Source organism: Roseateles sp. P5_E8, from assembly GCF_054177665.1.
On the sequence record NZ_JBGCUM010000056.1, the window covers coordinates 1 to 18,756 of the forward strand.

The 18,756-nt window shown below is 68.1% G+C and carries 17 protein-coding genes; 11 read left to right on the forward strand and 6 right to left on the reverse strand.

The genetic code is table 11. The features are described from left to right. Positions 1-230: 230 nt before the first annotated feature. Together ACXRVZ_RS22965 and tsaE are read right to left on the reverse strand one after the other, a co-directional pair. Entirely contained in the window at positions 231-1,604 is a 1,374-nt protein-coding gene (locus tag ACXRVZ_RS22965) for an N-acetylmuramoyl-L-alanine amidase (protein ID WP_457427520.1), read from the reverse strand. Beyond that, entirely contained in the window at positions 1,601-2,071 is a 471-nt protein-coding gene (gene tsaE, locus ACXRVZ_RS22970; RefSeq protein ID WP_457427522.1) for a tRNA (adenosine(37)-N6)-threonylcarbamoyltransferase complex ATPase subunit type 1 TsaE, read from the reverse strand. Before tsaE ends, ACXRVZ_RS22965 begins: the two co-directional genes overlap by 4 nt. Between tsaE and queG the strand changes: the two genes are divergently transcribed. The 6 genes from queG (at position 2,072) to ACXRVZ_RS23000 (ending at position 9,137) form a co-directional block, all read left to right on the forward strand. Further along, complete coding sequence (queG, locus tag ACXRVZ_RS22975) at positions 2,072-3,151, forward strand: tRNA epoxyqueuosine(34) reductase QueG (protein ID WP_457427524.1); 1,080 nt, start codon at positions 2,072-2,074, stop codon at positions 3,149-3,151. A 119-nt stretch (positions 3,152-3,270) separates the two neighbouring features. Continuing rightward, positions 3,271-3,864 carry a chalcone isomerase family protein gene (locus tag ACXRVZ_RS22980; protein ID WP_457427526.1) on the forward strand — a complete coding sequence of 198 codons (594 nt, stop codon included), beginning with the start codon at positions 3,271-3,273 and terminating at the stop codon, positions 3,862-3,864. Positions 3,865-3,899: 35 nt separating this feature from the next. Next, entirely contained in the window at positions 3,900-4,877 is a 978-nt protein-coding gene (locus ACXRVZ_RS22985; protein WP_457427528.1) for a tripartite tricarboxylate transporter substrate binding protein BugE, read from the forward strand. After that, positions 4,870-5,745 (forward strand): site-specific tyrosine recombinase XerD, encoded by an 876-nt coding sequence (gene xerD, locus ACXRVZ_RS22990; protein WP_458232860.1) that lies wholly within the window; start codon positions 4,870-4,872, stop codon positions 5,743-5,745. Before ACXRVZ_RS22985 ends, xerD begins: the two co-directional genes overlap by 8 nt. A gap of 153 nt (positions 5,746-5,898) precedes the next feature. After that, a complete protein-coding gene (locus ACXRVZ_RS22995) occupies positions 5,899-8,256 on the forward strand; it encodes a TonB-dependent receptor plug domain-containing protein (RefSeq protein ID WP_458232861.1) in 2,358 nt (785 codons plus the stop codon). Between the two features lie 278 nt (positions 8,257-8,534). Beyond that, positions 8,535-9,137, forward strand: coding sequence for a MarC family protein (locus ACXRVZ_RS23000; RefSeq protein ID WP_457427677.1), 603 nt, complete (start codon positions 8,535-8,537; stop codon positions 9,135-9,137). 18 nt (positions 9,138-9,155) lie between these two features. On the opposite strand, the gene ACXRVZ_RS23005 is transcribed toward ACXRVZ_RS23000, so the two are convergent. Next, positions 9,156-9,308, reverse strand: coding sequence for a hypothetical protein (locus ACXRVZ_RS23005; RefSeq protein ID WP_457427675.1), 153 nt, complete (start codon positions 9,306-9,308; stop codon positions 9,156-9,158). Between the two features lie 38 nt (positions 9,309-9,346). Then, entirely contained in the window at positions 9,347-9,898 is a 552-nt protein-coding gene (locus ACXRVZ_RS23010; protein WP_457427673.1) for a GNAT family N-acetyltransferase, read from the reverse strand. Between the two features lie 250 nt (positions 9,899-10,148). On the opposite strand from ACXRVZ_RS23010, the gene aceA reads away from it, so the two are divergent. Continuing rightward, a complete protein-coding gene (gene aceA / locus ACXRVZ_RS23015) occupies positions 10,149-11,447 on the forward strand; it encodes an isocitrate lyase (protein ID WP_457427671.1) in 1,299 nt (432 codons plus the stop codon). A gap of 116 nt (positions 11,448-11,563) precedes the next feature. Beyond that, positions 11,564-12,376, forward strand: a complete 813-nt coding sequence (locus ACXRVZ_RS23020) for a hypothetical protein (protein WP_457427669.1) — start codon at positions 11,564-11,566, stop codon at positions 12,374-12,376. A gap of 5 nt (positions 12,377-12,381) precedes the next feature. Here the strand turns inward: ACXRVZ_RS23020 and ACXRVZ_RS23025 are convergent, their stop codons facing one another. Next, the gene (locus ACXRVZ_RS23025; protein WP_457427667.1) at positions 12,382-13,929 is read right to left on the reverse strand and encodes a methyl-accepting chemotaxis protein; all 1,548 of its coding nucleotides are present in this window, start codon (positions 13,927-13,929) and stop codon (positions 12,382-12,384) included. Positions 13,930-14,057: 128 nt separating this feature from the next. After that, positions 14,058-15,197: an iron-containing alcohol dehydrogenase gene (locus ACXRVZ_RS23030; RefSeq protein ID WP_457427665.1), complete on the reverse strand. Its 1,140-nt coding sequence runs from the start codon at positions 15,195-15,197 to the stop codon at positions 14,058-14,060. Positions 15,198-15,255: 58 nt separating this feature from the next. Here ACXRVZ_RS23030 and ACXRVZ_RS23035 point away from each other — a divergent pair, with 58 nt between their 5' ends. The 3 genes from ACXRVZ_RS23035 to ACXRVZ_RS23045 are packed head-to-tail and all read left to right on the forward strand — an operon-like array spanning position 15,256 to position 18,727. Next, positions 15,256-16,950: a S10 family peptidase gene (locus ACXRVZ_RS23035; protein ID WP_457427663.1), complete on the forward strand. Its 1,695-nt coding sequence runs from the start codon at positions 15,256-15,258 to the stop codon at positions 16,948-16,950. 26 nt (positions 16,951-16,976) lie between these two features. Beyond that, positions 16,977-17,873, forward strand: coding sequence for an alpha/beta hydrolase (locus ACXRVZ_RS23040; protein WP_457427661.1), 897 nt, complete (start codon positions 16,977-16,979; stop codon positions 17,871-17,873). Beyond that, entirely contained in the window at positions 17,870-18,727 is an 858-nt protein-coding gene (locus ACXRVZ_RS23045; RefSeq protein WP_457427659.1) for a YbgC/FadM family acyl-CoA thioesterase, read from the forward strand. Before ACXRVZ_RS23040 ends, ACXRVZ_RS23045 begins: the two co-directional genes overlap by 4 nt. Positions 18,728-18,756: the final 29 nt, after the last annotated feature.

Genomic DNA, 18,756 nt, shown 5'->3' on the forward strand with positions numbered 1-18,756 from the left:
GCGCACTTCAAGAGCTGACTCCGCACGGTTGTTTGAGCAGAGCGTAGCGGCGCGAGTTCCGGGCGGGGCCTCAAGGCTTGAGTACCGCAGGGGACCCGAAGCGCAGCGCAGGGCGGGGCGGTCGGGGGGAGCTCTTTGGTTACTTTCTGGCGGACCAGAAAGTGACTCGCCCGCCGGGGCGAAATCCCGGCATGTGCTTATGCGTCAAGCAAGAGCGGCAAAAACAACCCTCACAACGTCGTACTCCGCTTCCTCGCCATCGGCGGGTTCTTGCCAAAGTACTTCGCGATGCCAGACGCCAGTGCGTCCACCAGTTGATCCTGATAAGCCGGGTCACGCAGCTTCTTCTCCTCCTCCGGGTTGGAGATGAAGGCCGTCTCGACCAGGATGCTTGGGATGTCCGGCGCCTTCAGCACCGCAAAGCCGGCCTGCTCGACCTTGACCTTGTGCAGCTTGCCGATGCGGCCGATCTGCCCCAGCACTTCACTGCCGAGCTTGAGGCTGTCCTTGATCTGGGCCGTGGTGCTCATGTCCAGCAGGGCGCGCAGCACGTTGGCGTCCTTGGTGGCCGCGCCGACGTTGACGCCGCCCACCATGTCGGCCGCGTTCTCCTTGTTGGCCATCCAGCGCGCAGCGGCGCTGGTGGCTGCGCCGTCGCTGAGCACGAACACCGAGGCGCCGCGCGCCTGCGGCGTGAAGAAGGCGTCGGCGTGGATGGAGACGAACAGGTCGGCCTGCACGCGCCTGGCCTTGCGCACGCGATCGTGCAGCGGCACGAAGAAATCGGCGTCGCGCGTCATCAGCACGCGGATGTTGGGGTTGGACTGCAGGCGCTCGCGCAGCTTCAGCCCCACGGCCAGCACGACGTCCTTCTCGCGCAGGCCCGAGGGGCCGACGGCACCGGGGTCCTCGCCGCCATGGCCGGGGTCCAGCGCGATGACGATGAGGCTGTCCATCGCGGCAGCAGCCGGTGGCTTGGGTTCGGGCGCCGGGGCCGGCTTGGGCGCGGCAGCGACGACGGGGGGCTGTGGGGGTGCAACGGGAGGCACAGCTTGCGGGGCAGGGCGCTCGATCTTCTGGATCAGCTCCTCCAACGCGTCGTTGACGGCACTGGCCGCCGCTTCGGCACGGCGCGCGGCGGCGGGCGGCTTGTCGTGTTCCTTCACCAGGGCGACCAGCGGGTCGGCCTCGACCTTGGGGTGCAGGTCCAGCACCAGGCGGTACTTGTAGGCGGCCACCGGCGCCAGCGTGAAGACCTGCGGCGCGGCGGGTTGCTTCAGGTCCAGCACGAGGCGCACGACGGTGGGCGTGTTCTGGCCCACGCGCACGCCGGCGATGTAGGGGTCGTCGGCCTTGACCTTGCCGATCAGCTCGCGCAGGCCCGGGCTCAGCGTCAGGCCGTCGATGTCGATGACGAGGCGGTGCGGCGAGTCGACGAGGAAGTGCTTGGCCACCAGCGGCTGGTCGGACTCGATGGTCACCCGCGTGTAGTCGGCGGCGGGCCAGACGCGCACGGCGACGATGCTGGTCTGGCTGCCTGCTGCCAGCGTCGTTGGCGCCTTGAGCAGCAGCGCGAGGAAGCCGAGGGAAGCGCGGCGCCTCATGCCTTCAGCGCCTCGACGAGCCGGGTATGGCCCACCACGCGCACGCGGCGGCTGTCGTCGGGCATCAGCTCGATGAAGACCTGCAGGTCGGCCGGCGGCAACTGGCCGGCGGCCTTCTCGGGCCATTCGCAGAGCTTGAGGCCGGGTGCGGCGAAGACGTCGCGAAAGCCGGCGTCCTCCCATTCGCGCGGGTCACCGAAACGGTAGAAGTCGAAGTGGCTGGCCGTGCCTGCGCCGGGCAACTCATAACTCTCCATCACGGCGTAGCTTGGGCTCTTGATGCGGCCTTCCACGCCCAGCGCGCGCAGCAGCAGGCGCGTGAAGGTCGTTTTGCCGGCGCCAAGCGGCCCATGCAGCTCGATGAGCGCGTTGGGGGAGGGGAGCAAGGCTACCGCGAGCTTTTCAGCGGAGGCTTGAGCCGCGGCCTCGTCGGGCCACAGCAGTTCGGTTTCTAGAATCGGCGACAAATGCAAGAGGTCCCGTCCACTGTCGATGCCACCGCGCTACTGGAGAGTTTGCGGGGCTGGGCTCGTGAGCTTGGATTCTCACAGATCGCCGTGGCCGATGTAGACCTCAGCAGCGCCGAGCCCGGCCTGCAAGCCTGGCTGGACGCCGGCCACCACGGCCGCATGCACTACATGGCCGCACACGGCCTGAAGCGCGCGCGGCCGGCCGAGCTGGTGCCGGGCACGCTGCGGGTCGTCACCGCGCGCATGGACTATCTGCCGCAGGCGACCGAACCGGGCTGGCAGGCGGTCGAATGGGCTGGCCTCGCCGAGCCGACGCAGGCCCAGATCTCCATCTACGCCCGGGGCCGCGACTATCACAAGGTGTTGCGCCAGCGCCTGCAAAAGCTCGCCGAGAAGCTGGAGGCCGAGGTCGGCCCGCTCGGCTACCGCGTGTTCACCGATTCGGCGCCGGTGCTGGAGGTGGAACTGGCGGCACGCTCGGGCCTGGGCTGGCGCGGCAAGCACACGCTGACGCTGCACCGCGAGGCCGGCTCGATGTTCTTCCTCGGCGAGCTGTTCATCGACCTGGCCTTGCCGCTGACCGAGGCCGTCAGCGCGCACTGCGGCGAATGCAGCGCCTGCATAGACGTCTGCCCCACGGCCGCCATCACCGCCCCCTACCGCGTCGACGCGCGCCGCTGCATCTCCTACCTGACCATCGAGCACGACGGCCCCATCCCGGTGGAGCTGCGCTCGGCTGTAGGCAACCGCGTCTACGGCTGCGACGACTGCCAGCTCGCCTGCCCGTGGAACAAGTTCGCGCAGCCGGCCGTGCTGGCCGACTTCGACGTGCGCCCCGGCATGGCGGGCGAGCCCATCGCCGCGCTGCTGGGCTGGGACGAGGCCGAATTCCTGCGTCGCACTGAAGGCTCGGCCATCCGCCGCATCGGCTTTGCGCGCTGGCAGCGCAACCTGGCCGTGGCCGCCGGCAATGCGCTGAGGGTGAGTGACGACGGGACGCTGCGCGCCGCGCTGCATCGCGCGGAGGAGGGCGCCGACGAGCTGGTGCGCGAGCACATTGCCTGGGCGCTGGCCTGAGCGCAGCGGCAACGGGTGGGCGCAACCGACGCACGCCCAGGTTGAAGTCCTACAGACCCAGTCAACGACCGGTGCATCTCCTGCGCTATCGTGACAACCTCGTTGTTGGAGCCCCTTGCATGCCCTTGCTTCGCCCTGCCTTGCTGATGACTCTTGCCGCCGCTCTGGCCACACCTGCGCTGGCGGTGCGCTACGAAGGCCAGGAGTTCGCCGACACGCAGCAGGTCGCAGGCAGCACGCTGGTGCTGAACGGCACCGGCAAGCGCCAGTCGGCGGGCTTCAAGCTCTACCTGGCCGCGCTTTACCTGCCGCAGAAGGCCTCTTCGCCCGAGGCCATCTATGCCCAGAACGGCCCCAAGCGGCTGGAGATGCGCATCGTCATCCCGCTGGTGAAGGACGTGTCCACGCAGGAGTTCGTCAAGGCCATCAACAAGGGCGTCAGCCGCAACTCCACCGAGGCCGAGAAGGCCGCGGTCGACGAGCGCGTGAAGCAGTTCAACGCGGCCATCAGCGAGGTCGACCGCGTGAAGAAGGGCGATCTGCTCGTCATCGACTACCTGCCCGCCCAGGGCACGGTGCTGAGCGTCAACGGCAAGGTCTACGGCAAGCCCATCGAGGGCCAGGACTTCTACGCCGCCTTCCTCAAGGTCTTCATCGGCGAGCACAACAGCGACGCCAGGTTGCGCGCCGGGCTGCTGGGTCAGCCGGGCTAGTATTGAGCGGCAATAAAACATCGGAGACAGACCCCATGCAACGTCGCTTCATCCTCCAAGCCGCCACCTTGAGCGGTCTCGGCCCGCTCGCCCAACTCGCCTGGGCCCAGGGTGCCTACCCGAACAAGACCGTGCGCCTGATCGTGCCCTTTGCGCCCGGTGGCACGACGGACATCATTGCCCGCATCGTCTCCGAGCGCATGACCACGCTGCTGGGCCAGACCATGGTGGTGGACAACAAGGCCGGCGGCGGCGGCACGGTGGGCGCGACCGAGATCGCCCGCGCCGCGCCGGACGGCTACACGCTGGGCGTGGCCACGGTGTCGACGACGGCGGCCAACCCCGCCATCAACCCCAAGATCGCCTACAACCCGCTGACCGACTTCACGCCCATCATCAACGTCGCGGCCACGCCCAACGTGATCGCCGTGCACCCGAGCTTTCCGGCGCGCGACTACAAGGGCTTCGTCGCTGAACTCAAGAAGAACCCCGCCAAGCACAGCTACGCGACCTCGGGCACGGGCGGCATTGGCCACCTGCAGATGGAGCTGTACAAGACGCTGGCCGGCGTCTTCGTGCTGCACATCCCCTACCGCGGCGCGGGCCCGGCGCTGAACGACACGGTGGCCGGCCAGGTGCCGATGATCTTTGACAACCTGCCCTCGGCGCTGCCCTTCATCAAGGACGGTCGCCTGATTCCCATCGTTGTCGCCGCACCGCAGCGCGTGGCCTCGCTGCCGAACGTGCCGACCTTCAAGGAGGTTGGACTGGAGCCCGTCAACCGCATGGCCTACTACGGCATCCACGGTCCCAAGGGCCTGCCTAAGGACGTCATCGACAGGATCCATGCTGCGGTGAAGAAGGCCGTCGAGATTCCCGAAGTGAAGAAGCGCATCGAGGACACCGGCTCGCTGATCGTCGCCAACACGCCAGAGCAATTCGCGGCTCAGATCGCTGCGGAGCTGGAGGTCTACAAGAAGGTCGTCGCCCAGCAGAAACTGAAACTTGATTGACCCTGGCATCGAGTCCTTCATAGAGGCGCTCTGGCTGGAAGACGGCCTGAGCGCCAACACGCAGGCGGCCTATCGGCGTGACCTGACGGCGCTGGCAGCGCTGATCTCGCCTCGCTTGCTCGACAGCTGTACTGAACTCGATCTGCTCGAACTTGCCGTGGCCAAGGCGGGCGGCAAGTCGAGCAGCGCCAACCGGCGCCTGTCGGCCATCAAGCGTTACTTCCGCTGGGCGCTGCGCGAAGGCCGCCTGGCGGCTGACCCGACGCTGAAGCTGACCGCCGCCAAGGCCGGACACCGCAACATCAAGCTGCTCAGCGAGGCGCAGGTGAGCGCCTTGCTCGCCGCGCCGGACGTCAACACGCCGCTCGGCCTGCGCGACCGCGCGATGCTGGAGCTGATGTACGCCAGCGGCCTGCGCGTGTCCGAACTCGTCACGCTCAAGGGCGCGCACGTCGCCTTCAAGGACGCCGTCCTGCATGTGACCGGCAAGGGCGGCAAGGCCCGCCTCGTGCCCTTCGGTGAGCATGCGGCGGACTGGATGGCGCGCTACCTGCGTGAGGCCCGCGCCGAGATCCTGGCCGGCCAAAGCAGCGACGACCTCTTCGTCACCGCACGCGGCGCCGGCATGACCCGGCAGATGTTCTGGACCCTGATCAAGCGACACGCGCTGGTGGCCGGCATCACGGTTCCGCTGTCGCCGCACACGCTGCGCCACGCCTTCGCCACGCACCTGCTCAACCATGGTGCGGACCTGCGCGCCGTGCAGCTGCTTTTGGGGCATGCCGACCTGTCGACGACGCAGATCTACACCCATGTGGCGCGTGAGCGCCTCAAGGCCTTGCACGCCACGCACCACCCGCGAGGCTGAGACAAAGAGCCTCGCGAAGCCGCCGCCGCGTACCACGCGGGCTTCGAAAGTTTCATTGGTTTCAAACCTGTCGGCGGGCGGCAACAACGGGGGCGCGAGGCGGTGCGGCGAGAGGCAAACTCCGCCGCCATCGCACCTCACCAAGGAAACCCCATGCACGCCACCCGCCTGCTGCCGACCGCTCTCGCCGCCCTCAGCCTCTTCAGCTCCGCCGCCGCCCTGGCCCAGGAAGCCAGCAGCCTGGAGCGCGTCACCGTCGTCGGTTCACGCAAGACACTGCCCGCCGCGTCCAGCACCGACACGCTGGTCCCCGTCGACATCTATTCGATGAACAAGGTGGCCGAGGGCGGTGGGCAGTTCGACCTGGCGCAGACGCTGCAATACCTGTCCCCGTCGTTCAACTCGACGCGCCAGACCGGCGCCGACGGCGCCGACCTGATCGACTCCGCCGCGCTGCGCGGCCTGGGCTCGGACCAGACCCTGGTGCTCGTCAACGGCAAGCGCCGCCACACGGTGTCCCTGGTCAACATCTTCGGCGCGCGCAACCGCGGCACGACGGGCACGGACATGAACTCCATGCCGCTGCTGGCCATCGACAACGTGCAGGTGCTGCGCGACGGCGCGGCGGCCCAATACGGCTCCGACGCCATCGCCGGCGTCATCAACATCCAGCTGAAGAAGAAGGCCGGCTGCGAGGCCGTGGCCGGCTACGGCCAGTACTCGGCTGGCGACGGCAAGAACTACCTCGCCTCGGCCTATTGCGGCATCAAGCTGGGCGACGGCTCGCTGGGTATCACCGGCGAATGGCAGGACCGCGGCCRCTCCAACCGCGCCGACCCCGGCAGCCTGCGCACCATCGGCGACACGAAGGTCGAGAACAAGACGGTCTACCTGAACGGCGAGTTCCCCATCGCCGGCGACAGCAAGTTCTACGTGACCGCCGGCGCGCAGAACCGCGCCGCCTCATCTGGCGCCTGGGCGCGCGAGGGCGTGGGCTCGGAAGACATTCCCAGCCGCAACTCCGCTGCGATGTACCCCGATGGCTATGTGCCCTTCATCGACGGCAAGATCGAGGACCGCTACCTCATCGTCGGCTGGAAGTCGTCCATCGCGGGTTGGGACACCGACCTGTCGCAGACCTACGGCTCCAACAAGCTGCGCTACAACATCAACCACACGATGAACGCCTCCATCGCCAACAAGGATCTGTTGGCGGGCGGCAAAGGCATCAGCCCGACGAGCTTTGATGCCGGCGGCTTCGGCTTCAGCCAGGCGACGACCAACTTCGACGTCAGCCGCTTCTTCCCCGACCTGCTCGGCGGCAGCAACATCGCCTTCGGTGCCGAGTACCGCAAGGAGAAATACAACATCGTCGCCGGCGAGCTGGGCTCCTATGTCGACGCCGACGGCGTAGGCTTTGGCGGCAATGCCGGCAGCCAGGGCTTCCCGGGCTTCTTCCCGTCCGACGCGACGAACCGCAGCCGCAACAGCCAGGCCCTTTATCTCGACTGGGAAGCCAGCCTGACGCCCAGCCTGACGCTGGACGCGGCCGTGCGCGGCGAGCGCTACAGCGACTTCGGCTCGACGACGACGGCCAAGCTCTCTGGCAGCTACAAGCTCAGCAAGGAGCTGCTGCTGCGCGGCTCCGCCAGCACTGGTTTCCGCGCGCCCAGCCTGCAACAGCTCTACTTCTCGTCCACCTTCACCGACTTCATTGCCGGCCAGCCGCTGGACGTGGTGCTGGCCCCCAACGGCAGCACCGTCGCCAACGCCGCCGGCGTCCCGTCGCTGAAGCAGGAGAAGTCCAAGAACTTCACGGCCGGCTTCACGTTCAAGCCCAGCGTCGACACGGCCTTCACGGCCGACCTCTACGAGATCAAGATCAAGGACCGCATCGTGCTGTCGGGCCGCTTCGATGCCGATAACTACCCGGCGCTCGGCACCATCCTGCAAGGCCTGGGCGTGGGTCAGGCGCAGTTCTTCGTCAATTCGGTCAACACGCGCACCCGCGGCCTGGACCTGACGGCCTCCAACCGCAGCAAGCTCGGCACGGGTCAACTCGCGACCTTCCTGGCGCTGAACATCAGCCGCACAACGGTGACGGGCGTCAACGCACCGGCTGCACTGAAGGGCTTTGAAGACGTGCTGCTGTCCGAGCGCGAGCGCTTCTTCCTCGAGCAGGGCGGCCCGCGTGCCAAGGCCACGCTGGGCTTCGAGTACAGCCAGGGCGCCTGGACGGGTGAGGCCAAGGTCGTTCACTTCGGCAGCCAGACCCAGGGCAGCTTCGAGGACGGCTTGCATCTGCACTACAAGCCCAAGACCTCGATGGATCTGGGCGTGACCTGGCAGGCGACGCCGGCACTGAAGCTGAGCATGGGCGGCAACAACGTCTTCAATGTGAAGCCGACCCGCCAGGACCCGGACCAGACCGACAACGGCTTCTACTACGACAGCGTGCAGTTCGGCCTGAACGGCGCGTCCTACTTCGCGCGGGCGCACTACCGGTTCTAAGGAGCCTGCGCGGCGGCGGGCGTGGCCCGCGCCGGGGCGGTTGCGGGGGCAGGCAAGGCGCCGGCGAGGCAGTGGGGCGGGCCCCACCACGAGCCGGCAACGCCGAATGCCCCTGCAAATCGCCCCGGCCCTCCGGGTTGAGCCTGGCGGGCGCGCATGCGTTGTTGCTCGTCGTTGCGGGTATCGACCCGCTGCCTCCTCGCGTCTAGCCTGCGCCCCCGCCAGGCTCAACGCGGGCCACGCCCGCCGCCGCGCAGGCTCCTGGACAATCCGGGCGGATGGACCACAGCTTCCTCTCCGCCCTGATCCTGCTGCTGCTGGTGCTCGACCCGCTCGGCAGCCTGCCCGTCTTCATCCCCATCATGCGTGCGGTGCCCAAAGAGCGCCGCACGCGCGTGGCACTGCGCGAGGTGGGCATCGCCTTCTGCGTGCTGTTCGCCTTCATGTTCCTGGGCGAAGGCTTTCTGCGCGTGATGCACCTGTCGGAGCGCTCGCTGGAAGTGGCCGGCGGCGTCATCCTGATGATCATCGCCATCCGCATGATCTTCGGCAGCTCGGGCGAGTCTGCCTACGGGCTGGAGCCGGGCAAGGAGCCGCTGATCTTCCCGCTCGCCGTGCCGCTGCTGGCCGGGCCGTCGGCCATGGCCACGGTGCTGCTGCTGGCATCCCGCCAGCCTGACCGCATCTACGAGTGGATAGGCGCGCTCAGCGCAGCGCTGCTGGTGTCGGGCGTCGTGCTGGTGATGGCCGACCGCATCCGCAAGCTGCTGGGCGATTCGGTCGTGTCGGCCATCGAGAAGCTGATGGGCCTGGTGCTGACCGCCATTGCAGTTGAAATGGTGCTGGCCGGCCTGAAGCGCTACTTCATCGGCGGGCTCTGAAGCCCGCCGACGCGGGCATCACTTGCCCTTGAGCTTGGCTTCCTTGCCCTTGGGCAGCACCGCCGTCATCGGCGGCACAGGGCGGTCAGAGCCTGCCGCTGCCTTGATGGGCGCGCTGTCCTTCTTGGGCTTCTTCGTCATCTTGTTGCCGCGTTGTTCATTGTTTGCCATGAGTCCTCCGTGCAAGGGGATAAAAAGGGAAGGTCAGACTATGCCTCAGCGTCGTACCTGGCCTTGGTTGCCGATGCGTCCCATTGCCCGGCCGTGACGTCGTAGCGCTTGCAATCCATGTCGTACCAACGGCCGTTGCCGACAAAGCGCATGCCGATCTTCTCCATGACGGCAGAGGAGGCCTGGTTCTCGGGCTGGCAGACGGCGCAGATCAACTCCGGCCGCAGCGTTCTGAACGCCCAGCCCACCATGTGCCGCGCGGCCTCGCTGGCATAGCCCTGGCCCCAGGCGTCCTGGCGCAGCCGCCAGCCGGTTTCCAGCGGGCCGGCCGGGTCGCGGTTGAGGTGCTGGATGCAGCCGGTGCCGATCAGGTCGCCATCGTCCTGTTTGATGAAGGCCCACCAGGAGTAGCCGAACTCGGCCCAGCGCAGCTTGACGCGGTCGATCATGGACTGCGTGTCCTCGGGCGAGTCCGGCCGGCCGGTGATGTAGCGCATGACGACCGGGTCGCTGTTCAGGCGGTACAGCGCGTCGAAATGACGGTCGTCCAGCGGCTCAAGCCGCAGCCGGGGGGTGGTCAGCAAGGTCATGGCGGCATTTTGAAACCGGCCGCTCTCACGATTCGAAAGTCACTTTTCAAATTACGAAATGTGAGCTTGCTGCACTGCCACAAGATTTCTCATTATGGTGAATTGCTTTTTGTTATTTGAAATATTGCAATCAAGTCATTGTTTTTAAAAGAGAAAGTTTTTTGTCTTATATAAGACTTGTTGGCCCGCAAGGAGCAGCCCGAGGACTAGTCTTGCGACATCGGTTTTCAATGTTTTSCAAGGAGCTTCCATGACCCGCCTGACCCGTGACCAACAGATTGCCGCCATCGAAAAAGACTGGGCCGAGAACCCCCGCTGGAAGGGCATCACCCGCGGCTACAGCGCCGCCGACGTCGTGCGCCTGCGCGGCTCCATCGAGATCCAGCACACGCTGGCCAAGCGCGGCGCTGAGAAGCTCTGGGGCCTGGTGAACACCGAGCCCTTCGTCAACGCTTTAGGCGCGCTGACCGGCAACCAGGCCATGCAGCAGGTCAAGGCCGGCCTGAAGGCCATCTACCTGTCGGGCTGGCAGGTGGCCGGCGACGCCAACAGCAACGGCGAGATGTACCCCGACCAGTCGCTGTACTCGGTGGACTCGGTGCCCAAGGTCGTCAAGAAGATCAATGCCACCTTCCAGCGCGCCGACCAGATCCAGTGGAGCGAAGGCAAGGACGACATCGACTTCTTCGCCCCCATCGTTGCCGACGCGGAAGCCGGTTTCGGCGGCGTGCTGAACGCCTTCGAGCTGATGAAGGCCATGATCGAAGCGGGTGCCGCAGGCGTTCACTTCGAGGATCAGCTGGCCAGCGCCAAGAAGTGCGGCCACATGGGCGGCAAGGTGCTGGTGCCCACCCGTGAAGCCGTTGCCAAGCTCGTCGCCGCCCGCCTGGCCGCCGACGTGATGGGCACGCCCACGCTGCTGGTGGCCCGCACCGACGCCGAAGCCGGCGACCTCGTCACCGCCGACATCGACGAGAACGACAAGCCCTTCTGCACCGGCGAGCGCACGGTGGAAGGCTTCTACCGCACGAAGAACGGCCTGGACCAGGCCATCAGCCGCGGCCTGGCCTACGCGCCCTATGCCGACCTGATCTGGTGCGAGACCGGCAAGCCCGACCTGGCCTTCGCCAAGGCCTTCGCCGACGCCATCCACGCCAAGTTCCCCGGCAAGCTGCTGGCCTACAACTGCTCGCCGTCCTTCAACTGGAAGAAGAACCTCGACGACGCGACCATCGCCAAGTTCCAGCGCGAGCTGGGCGCTTTAGGCTACAAGTTCCAGTTCATCACGCTGGCCGGCTTCCACAGCCTGAACTACTCGATGTTCGAGCTGGCCCATGGCTATGCCCGCCACCAGATGAGCGCCTTCGTCGAGCTGCAGGAGAAGGAATTCGCCGCTGCCGAGAAGGGCTTCACCGCCGTGAAGCACCAGCGCGAAGTCGGCACCGGCTACTTCGACGCCGTCACCACCACCATTGAAGCCAACGCCTCCACCGCGGCGCTGAAAGGCTCGACCGAAGACGAACAGTTCTTCGACGCCAAGCACGGTTGATCCCGCGCACGATTCCCTCCGTCAACCTCAACTCCTGACGGTTTCACAGCCCGCTCTAGCGGGCTTTTTTGCGTCTTGTCATGGTCGCGTCATACTTTCTTCAAACACTCGTGGCCATGAACAACACAACAACAAATACAAGGTTCAGTCTCACCACCCGCATCGGTGGCTGGTGGGCGCAGCGGCGCGAGGGCAGCGAGGCGGCCGCACTGCGCAAGCGCTGCCCGCCGGCCACGCTGGCGGCCGAGCAGATCCCGCCCGCCGTCCGCAGCGCCTGGGCACACCATGCGCCGGAAGAATTCCCCGGCCTGGCCATCAGCGAAGGTGCCTGGCTGCGCTGCTCGCTGGGCCTGGCGCAGTTCTTCGAAGCCTGCCGGCTGCAGCGCGAGCAGGGGCCTTGCGCGCTGCCCAGCAAGGCGGCCGATTCGGTCTGGCATGCATGGCTCAAGCTCGACCCGGCCGGCCTGGCCGACTGGCAGAAGCGCTACTTCGGCCGCGTCGTCGAGCACCGCGAGTCTGCCGATCTCGGCGCCCCGCTGGACGACTGTCTGGCCCGTGCCTGGGTGGGCGCCTGCCGCAGCGAGGGGCACAGCCCGCTCGACCGACGGTTGCCGCTGCTGTTTGCGCTGGACGGCCTGCTGCGCCTGCCCACCGGCTGGGCCTATCGCTACGAGAAGGGTGCACTGGTGCACCGGCAGATCGACGGCTTCGGCCAGCCCAGCGGCAACGTGGTGGCGCATGCGGCGGTTGCGGCCGGCGGCCTGGCAGCGCTGGGGTTGGTCAGCGAGGCGGAACTGGCCGAGATGCGGCGGCGCCAGAGTGACAGCGGCAGCAGTTGCGGCAGCAGCTGGGACGCAGCCGGCAGCTGCGACGCCAGCGCGGACGGCGGCAGCAGCTGTGGATCAGGCTGCGGCGGCGGCGGCGACTGACAGGCTCAGCGGCGCGCCACCTGGAAAGTCCCCACCGCGCCGTTCAGCGTCGCGGCCTGCTCGCGCAGGCTCTCGGCTGCAGCGGTGGACTCTTCCACCAGCGCGGCGTTCTGCTGCGTGACTTGGTCGAGCTGGGTGATGGCGATGTTGACCTGGGCGATGCCGTCGGACTGCTCGGCCGTCGCGGTCGTGATCTCGCCCATGATGTCCTTGACGCGCTGCACGGCGCCGACGAGTTCTTCCATCGTCTTGCCCGCATCGGCCACCAGGCGCGAGCCGGCCTCCACCCGGTCGACGCTGCTGCCGATCAGGCCCTTGATCTCCTTGGCCGCGTCCGCCGAGCGGCCGGCCAGCGAACGCACCTCGCTGGCCACGACGGCGAAGCCCCGGCCTTGTTCGCCCGCGCGCGCCGCCTCGACGGCGGCGTTCAGCGCCAGGATGTTGGTCTGGAAGGCAATGCCGTCGATGACGCCGATGATGTCGGCGATCTTGCGTGAGCTGGCATTGATCTCGTCCATGGTGTGCACGACCTGGGCTACCACCTCGCCGCCGCGCTGGGCCACGCTGGCGGCCGACACGGCGAGCGAATTGGCCTGGCCCGCCGATGCCGCCGACTGCTGCACGGTGCCGGTCAGCTGCTCCATCGCGCTGGCCGTCTGCTCCAGGCTGGACGCTGCCTTCTCGGTGCGTGCGCTCAGGTCGCGGTTGCCGCTGGCGATCTCGGCCGAGGCGGTGCCGATGGACTCGGCCGAATCGCGGATGCCGCCTATGGTCTGAGCCAGCGTCTCGCGCATGCGGCGCAACGTGGTCTGCAGCTTGCCGATCTCGTCGGAGCGTGCCACGGAGCCTTGGCCGGAGCGCATCAGGTTGCCGTCGGCCACGCGCTCGGCCAGCTCGTTGGCGGCCGCCAGCGGCACGGTGATGCTGCGCGTGATGCTCCAGGCCGCGCCCACGCCCAGGCCCAGCATGGCCAGGCCGAAAGCGACCAGCAGCAGCCGCCCATTGCCATTGGCCGCGTCGATGTCGGCGGCGGTCTGGTCGATGCTCTTGCGCTGGTGGTCCAGGAACTCCTGCATGCGCGCCAGATAGACCTTGGAGCCGGGCACGAAGACCTCGGTCAGCTGCTTGTCGGCGGCCTCGGCCTGGCCGTCCTTCTTCAGCTTGACGATCTCCTCGCGCGAAGCGATGTAGACCTGCCGGGCCTTGGCGACCGTGTCGAACAGCGCCTGCTCCTCTGGCGAGCGGATGAGGCCCTTGATCTTTTCCTGCAACTCACCGGATTGCTTGGTCGACTGCGCCTGGTCCTCGGCGAACAGCGCGACCAGCGAGGTGTCCGAGCTCTTGGCAATCGCGATCGTGCGGCGCACGCCGGCGTTGATGTTGCGGTTCCAGTCGGCGAGCAGGCGCTCCTTGGTCAGCGGCTCGTCCATCATCTGCCGCGTCGCCGTGGCCGTGGCGGCCAGCCGCCAGGACGCCAATGAAATGACGCATGCCGCCAGCGCGAGGATCAAGGCAAAGCCGGCGGCCAGGCGCTTGCCGATGGAAAGATTCATCAAGGCGGTCTCCTACTTGTCAGCTCTTGTCAGCCCGCGATGTTCGCCCCTCGCGGGTGCACGCCAGGGGCATGCTGCGGCAGGGCGTGCGGCTTACGTCACGGATGACCCTGCCGTGCGGACCCAGATCAGCGTGAGGCCGCCAGCAGCGCGCGGTAGTCCTCGGCGCTGGCGATGCGTGGGTTGGTCTTGTGGCAGTGGTCCAGCAGCGCGTGTTCGATGACGCGGTCGTCCAGTTCCGGCCCCGCGCCCATGGCGGCAAGTCCGGACGGCAGGCCCAGCCGCGCGTTCATCGCGGTGATGGCGTCGGCCACCGCGTGGGCGTCGTTGCCGGCCAGGCTCATGGCCTGCGCGAGCCGGGCCATGCGCTGCTCGCGCCGCACGCTGTCGGCCTCGGCGTTGAAGCGGATGACGGCCGGCAGGAAGACGGCGTTCAGCGTGCCGTGGTGCAGGCGCGGGTTGATGCCGCCCAGCGAATGGCTCAGCGAATGCACGACGCCCAGGCCTTTCTGGAAGGCCAGCGCGCCGTGCACGCTGGCGCACATCATGTCCAGCCGCGCGTCGCGGTCCTGGCCGTCGCGGGTGGCGCGTTCGATGCTCTGCCAGCCCCGGCGCAGGCCCTCCAGCGCGATGCCGTCGGCCGCCGGGTTGAAGGCCGGCGCGAGGAAGGTCTCGATGCAGTGGGCGATGGCGTCCATGCCGGTGGCGGCCGTCAGCGCGGGCGGCAGCTTGAGCGTCAGCGCCGGGTCGCAGATGGCGGCCTTGGGCAGCAGCTCCCAGTTGTGGAAACCCAGCTTGCGGCCGTCGTCGACGATGAGGATGGCGCCGCGCGCCACCTCGCTGCCCGTGCCGGCGGTCGTCGGCACGGCGATCAGGGGCAGCACCTTGGACGTGATGTTGACGGCGCCACCCTCGATGGTGGCCCAGCGCTTGAGCGGCCCCTCGTGCGTGGCGGCGATGGCCACGCCCTTGGCCAGGTCCATGCTGGAGCCGCCGCCGATGGCGATGAGGCCGTCGCAGTCGAACTCCTGCGCCACCAGCACGGCCAGGCGCACGGCGGATTCGGTTGGGTTGGCGGGCGTGCGGTCGAAGACGGGCGGCTTGACCTCGAAGGCGGCCAGCGCCTCGTCCAGCACGCCAGCCGCGCGCACGCCGGCATCGGTCACGACGAGGGGGCGGCGGATGCCGATGCGCTCGCATTCGGTGGGCAGCAGGCTGCAGGCGCCAAAGGCCAGCTCGATGCGGGTCAGGTAGAGGATCTGGGCCATGGCAATCTCTCCGCGATGTCTTTTTGCATCCTAGTGCGGCGTGCATAGACTGGCCGTCATGCGCGCGACTCCACTGACCTGGCTGCTCGTCCTCCTGCTCGCGGCCTGCGGCGGCGGTGGTGGCGGCGGTTCATCCACCACGCCACCCGTCGACAACCTGCCCGGGCTGACCGACTCGACGGTCTATTCGTCGGCGGCCGATGCGTCGCTGCCGGGCGCTGTCGAGGCCGCCGCCGTCAGCACGCAGACGCTCACCGCCAACGGCCAGACGCTGAGCTACACCGCCACCGCCGGCCACCTGATCGCGCGCGACGCGGTCGGCACGGCCGAGGCCTCGGTCTTCTACGTCGCCTACACGCTGCCCGGTGCCGACGCGGCCACGCGGCCCGTCACCTTCTTCTACAACGGCGGCCCGGGCTCGGCCTCGGTCTGGCTGCAGCTGGGCAGCTTCGGCCCCCGGCGACTGGTGACCGGCGTGCCCGAGACGACGACGGCGCGGCCTTTCAACATGGTCGACAACGCCGAACACCTGCTGGGCCAGAGCGACCTCGTCTTCATCAACGCGGTGGGCACCGGCTATTCCCAGGCGATTGCGCCCTTCACCAATCGCAACTTCTGGGGCGTGGACAGCGACGCGGCCTTGTTCCGCGACTTCATCCAGCGCTACCTGGCTGTCAACAGCCGCGCCGCCTCGCCCAAATACCTGTTCGGCGAAAGCTATGGCGGCCCGCGCACGGCCGTGCTCGCGCGGCGCTTGCAGGAGGCCGGCGTCATGCTCGAGGGCGTGGTGCTGCAGTCCCCGGCCATGGACTACAACAGCAATTGCGCCATCACCAACGGCCGAGGTTGCGGCGGCTTTCTGCCGACCTTTGCCGCCGTCGGCGCCTTCCACCGACTGACCCAGCCTGTGCCCACCGACCTCGGCGCCTGGGCCGTCACGTCGCGCAATTACGCGGACCAGGTCTACGCGCCCGCGCTGCTGGCTTTCGTCACCGGTGGGCAGCAGGCGCCCGCGCTGTGGCAGCCGCTGGCCGACCTGACCGGCCTGCCCGTGTCGCGCTGGCAGGTCACGCTGAATGTGGGCGCCGACGACTACCGCCAGTGGCTGATCAGCGGCCAACTGCTGGGCCGCTACGACGGCCGCATGAAGGCGGCCACCGGCAGCCAGCTCGCGTCCGAGGGTGACCCGTCCAGCACCTGGATAGGCGAGAGCTTTGCGCAGGGCATCGCCACCCATCTGCGCGACCAGCTCGGCTACCGCAACTCGTCCACCTATGTCGTGCTCAGCAACGCCATCAATTTCTGGGACTTCAGCCACGCCGGCCGCGCGCTGCCCGACACGCTGCCCGACCTGGCCACCGCCCTCGCGCAGAACCCGCGCCTGCGCGTGCTGGCCGTGAGCGGCTATCACGACCTGGCCACACCCTTCCACCTGACCGAGACCGACCTCGCCCGCGTGGACGCCAGCCGCGTGAAGATCCGCAACTACGCGGGCGGCCACATGAGCTATCTGGACGACTCGACCCGCACGCAGCAGCTCGCCGACATGAAGGCCTTTTATGCCAACACGCTGACCCTGCGCGCCGCTGCCGATCTCGGGCCCGAACGGCGCGCGCTGGAGGCCAGGACGGTCATCGCCGTCGACCGCACCGGGACGCCGCAGGCGGCGGGCAGCGTCACGCCGACGGCCGAGAGCGCCTTCCAGGCGCCGCTGCGCGACCCGTGGGTGCCGCCGACAATCCGGGCGCGATGACCGCTCCGACCCCTCTCACTCCCCGCATGGCCGAACTGCTGACGCGCATCCAGCGCGCCAACCGTCCGGCCTTCCACACGCTGACACCGCGCGAGGCCCGCCTGGCCTATCGCATGGGCGCCGAGATCCTGGACCTGCCGCGCGCGCCGTTGCCCCGCGTCGAAGACCTCGAAGCCGCCGGCCGCCCCGCACGCCTGTACTCGCCCAGCGCGGACAAGTTGCCCGTGATGCTCTACCTGCACGGTGGCGGCTTCACCATCGGCGACCTCGAAACCCACGACAGCCTGTGCCGCCAGCTCGCCCTGCGCAGCGGCTGCGCCGTCCTAGCGCTGGACTACCGCCTGGCGCCGGAGCACCGCTTCCCCGCCGCCGTCGACGACGCCTGGGCCGCGCTGGCCTGGCTGCACGAGCAGGCTGCCTCCCTGGGTCTGGACGGCTCGCGCCTGGCCGTCGGTGGCGACAGCGCGGGCGGCACGCTGGCCGCCGGTGCCGCCTTCTTCGCCCGCGACCGCGGCCTGCCGCTGGCGCTGCAACTGCTGATCACGCCCGGCACCGACAGCCACATGAGCCACGACTCACACAGCCGCTTTGCTGAAGGCTTCCTGCTCGATGCCAAGAGCATCGAGTGGTTCTTCGGCCAGTACATAGCCGCCGAACAGCGCACGGACTGGCGCTTTGCGCCGCTGCATGCCGACGACCACGGCGGCCTCGCACCTGCCGCCGTGCTGCTGGCCGAGGCCGATCCGCTGGTGGACGAAGGCCTGGCCTACGCCGACGTGTTGCGTGCGGCCGGTGTGCCCGTGCAGCTGGAGCTGGCGCGCGGCGTMACCCACGACTTCATCAAGATGGGCCGCAGCCTGCCCGAGGCGGTCGCCGCCATCGACTTCTGCGCCGCCGCTCTCAGGGAGCATCTCCAGCCATGAAACGCAGCGAATTCCGCCACCTCGAACCCCTGCGCGTGCGCTGGGCCGAGATCGACGCCCAGGGCATCGTCTTCAACGGCCATTACCTGACCTACCTCGACACGGCCATGAGTGGCTACTGGCGCGCTCTGGCGCTGCCTTATGCCGAGACGATGAAGCAGCTCGGCGGCGACCTCTTCGTGCGCCGCTCCGTGCTGGACTATCTCGGCTCGGCCCGCTACGACGACCGCCTGGACATCGGCGTGCGCTGCCGCGAGTTCGGCAACAGTTCGATGAAGGTCGACTGCGCCGTCTTCCGTGGCGACCAGTTGCTGGTGCAGGCGGACATGGTTTACGTGTTCGCCGACCCCGTGGCACAGACGCCACTGCGCCTGCCCGAGTCGCTGCGCGACGTCATCCACGGCTTCGAGTCGGGCCAGCCCGTCGTCGACGTGGTCGTCGGCGACTGGCGCGAACAGGGCGACGCGGCCGGTGCCATCCGGCGCGAGGTCTTCATCGAGGAGCAGGGCATTCCGGCCGACATGGAATGGGACGCCGCCGACGCCAGCTGCCTGCACGCGCTGGCCCGCAACCGCTTCGGCATGCCGCTGGCGACAGGCCGGATGCTGGAGCATGTCCCGGGTGTCGCCAAGATCGGCCGCATGGCCGTGCTGCGCCCCATGCGCGGCACCCAGATCGGCCGCCAGGTGCTGGAGGCGCTGATGGCCGAGGCCAAGAAGCAGGGCTACCGGGAGGTGCTGCTGCATGCGCAGCTGTCGGCGGAGAACTTCTATTTGCGCGCCGGGTTTCAGCGCAGGGGCCAGCCGTTTGAGGAGGCAGGCATCGGGCACGTGGAGATGGTGCGCGGGCTGTGAGGACAGCTTGGCTGCCGCGCGGGACAATG

Bases quoted from the DNA above. Each gene is read 5' to 3' on its own strand.
- ACXRVZ_RS23030 (WP_457427665.1), bottom strand. From the start codon at position 15,197: ATGGCCCAGATCCTCTACCTGACCCGCATCGAGCTGGCCTTTGGCGCC.
- ACXRVZ_RS22980 (WP_457427526.1), top strand. From the start codon at position 3,271: ATGCCCTTGCTTCGCCCTGCCTTGCTGATGACTCTTGCCGCCGCTCTG.
- queG (WP_457427524.1), top strand. From the start codon at position 2,072: ATGCAAGAGGTCCCGTCCACTGTCGATGCCACCGCGCTACTGGAGAGT.
- ACXRVZ_RS23010 (WP_457427673.1), bottom strand. From the start codon at position 9,898: ATGACCTTGCTGACCACCCCCCGGCTGCGGCTTGAGCCGCTGGACGAC.
- aceA (WP_457427671.1), top strand. From the start codon at position 10,149: ATGACCCGCCTGACCCGTGACCAACAGATTGCCGCCATCGAAAAAGAC.
- ACXRVZ_RS23045 (WP_457427659.1), top strand. From the start codon at position 17,870: ATGAAACGCAGCGAATTCCGCCACCTCGAACCCCTGCGCGTGCGCTGG.
- ACXRVZ_RS23025 (WP_457427667.1), bottom strand. From the start codon at position 13,929: ATGAATCTTTCCATCGGCAAGCGCCTGGCCGCCGGCTTTGCCTTGATC.
- ACXRVZ_RS23000 (WP_457427677.1), top strand. From the start codon at position 8,535: ATGGACCACAGCTTCCTCTCCGCCCTGATCCTGCTGCTGCTGGTGCTC.
- ACXRVZ_RS22985 (WP_457427528.1), top strand. From the start codon at position 3,900: ATGCAACGTCGCTTCATCCTCCAAGCCGCCACCTTGAGCGGTCTCGGC.
- ACXRVZ_RS23005 (WP_457427675.1), bottom strand. From the start codon at position 9,308: ATGGCAAACAATGAACAACGCGGCAACAAGATGACGAAGAAGCCCAAG.
- ACXRVZ_RS23035 (WP_457427663.1), top strand. From the start codon at position 15,256: ATGCGCGCGACTCCACTGACCTGGCTGCTCGTCCTCCTGCTCGCGGCC.
- ACXRVZ_RS22965 (WP_457427520.1), bottom strand. From the start codon at position 1,604: ATGAGGCGCCGCGCTTCCCTCGGCTTCCTCGCGCTGCTGCTCAAGGCG.
- ACXRVZ_RS23020 (WP_457427669.1), top strand. From the start codon at position 11,564: ATGAACAACACAACAACAAATACAAGGTTCAGTCTCACCACCCGCATC.